This is a genomic window from Pseudomonas onubensis, assembly GCF_965653655.1.
Lineage (GTDB): Bacteria > Pseudomonadota > Gammaproteobacteria > Pseudomonadales > Pseudomonadaceae > Aquipseudomonas.
On sequence record NZ_CBFHAZ010000204.1, the window covers coordinates 1 to 1564 of the forward strand.

Annotated in this window: 2 tRNA genes and 2 rRNA genes; all 4 read left to right on the plus strand. The window is 49.9% G+C overall.

Annotation, left to right across the window (positions count from 1 at the left end):
* A 16S ribosomal RNA gene (locus ACTD9P_RS29545) occupies window positions 1–384 on the plus strand; the annotation flags it as partial.
* 82 nt (window positions 385–466) lie between these two features.
* Window positions 467–543, plus strand: a tRNA-Ile gene (locus ACTD9P_RS29550).
* Between the two features lie 30 nt (window positions 544–573).
* Window positions 574–649, plus strand: a tRNA-Ala gene (locus ACTD9P_RS29555).
* A 247-nt stretch (window positions 650–896) separates the two neighbouring features.
* Window positions 897–1564 (plus strand): 23S ribosomal RNA (locus ACTD9P_RS29560); the annotation flags it as partial.

Sequence of the window (1564 nt, forward strand, 5' to 3'; positions counted from 1 at the left end):
TGCCGGTGACAAACCGGAGGAAGGTGGGGATGACGTCAAGTCATCATGGCCCTTACGGCCTGGGCTACACACGTGCTACAATGGTCGGTACAGAGGGTTGCCAAGCCGCGAGGTGGAGCTAATCCCACAAAACCGATCGTAGTCCGGATCGCAGTCTGCAACTCGACTGCGTGAAGTCGGAATCGCTAGTAATCGCGAATCAGAATGTCGCGGTGAATACGTTCCCGGGCCTTGTACACACCGCCCGTCACACCATGGGAGTGGGTTGCACCAGAAGTAGCTAGTCTAACCTTCGGGAGGACGGTTACCACGGTGTGATTCATGACTGGGGTGAAGTCGTAACAAGGTAGCCGTAGGGGAACCTGCGGCTGGATCACCTCCTTAATCGACGACATCAGCTGCTCCATAAGTTCCCACACGAATTGCTTGATTCATTGAAGAAGACGATAAGAAGCAGCCCGAAATTGGGTCTGTAGCTCAGTTGGTTAGAGCGCACCCCTGATAAGGGTGAGGTCGGCAGTTCGAATCTGCCCAGACCCACCAATTTTGTGTGGGAAACGCCTGTAGAAATACGGGGCCATAGCTCAGCTGGGAGAGCGCCTGCCTTGCACGCAGGAGGTCAACGGTTCGATCCCGTTTGGCTCCACCACTACTGCTTCTACGTTAAGAAAGCTTAGAAATGAGCATTCCATCAGGCTGATGATGAATATTGATTTCTAGTCTTTGATTAGATCGTTCTTTAAAAATTTGGGTATGTGATAGAAAGATAGACTGAACGTTACTTTCACTGGTAACGGATCAGGCTAAGGTAAAATTTGTGAGTTCTCTTAATTGAGAAATTCGAATTTTCGGCGAGTGTTGTCTTCACAGTATAACCAGATTGCTTGGGGTTATATGGTCAAGTGAAGAAGCGCATACGGTGGATGCCTTGGCAGTCAGAGGCGATGAAAGACGTGGTAGCCTGCGAAAAGCTTCGGGGAGTCGGCAAACAGACTTTGATCCGGAGATGTCTGAATGGGGGAACCCAGCCATCATAAGATGGTTATCTTACGCTAAATACATAGGCGTAAGAGGCGAACCAGGGGAACTGAAACATCTAAGTACCCTGAGGAAAAGAAATCAACCGAGATTCCCTTAGTAGTGGCGAGCGAACGGGGACTAGCCCTTAAGTGGCTTTGAGATTAGCGGAACGTTCTGGAAAGTACGGCCATAGTGGGTGATAGCCCTGTACGCGAAAATCTCTTAGTCATGAAATCGAGTAGGACGGAGCACGAGAAACTTTGTCTGAATATGGGGGGACCATCCTCCAAGGCTAAATACTACTGACTGACCGATAGTGAACTAGTACCGTGAGGGAAAGGCGAAAAGAACCCCGGAGAGGGGAGTGAAATAGATCCTGAAACCGTATGCGTACAAGCAGTGGGAGCCTACTTGTTAGGTGACTGCGTACCTTTTGTATAATGGGTCAGCGACTTATTTTCAGTGGCGAGCTTAACCGAATAGGGGAGGCGTAGCGAAAGCGAGTCTTAATAGGGCGTCTAGTCGCTGGGAATAGACCCGAAAC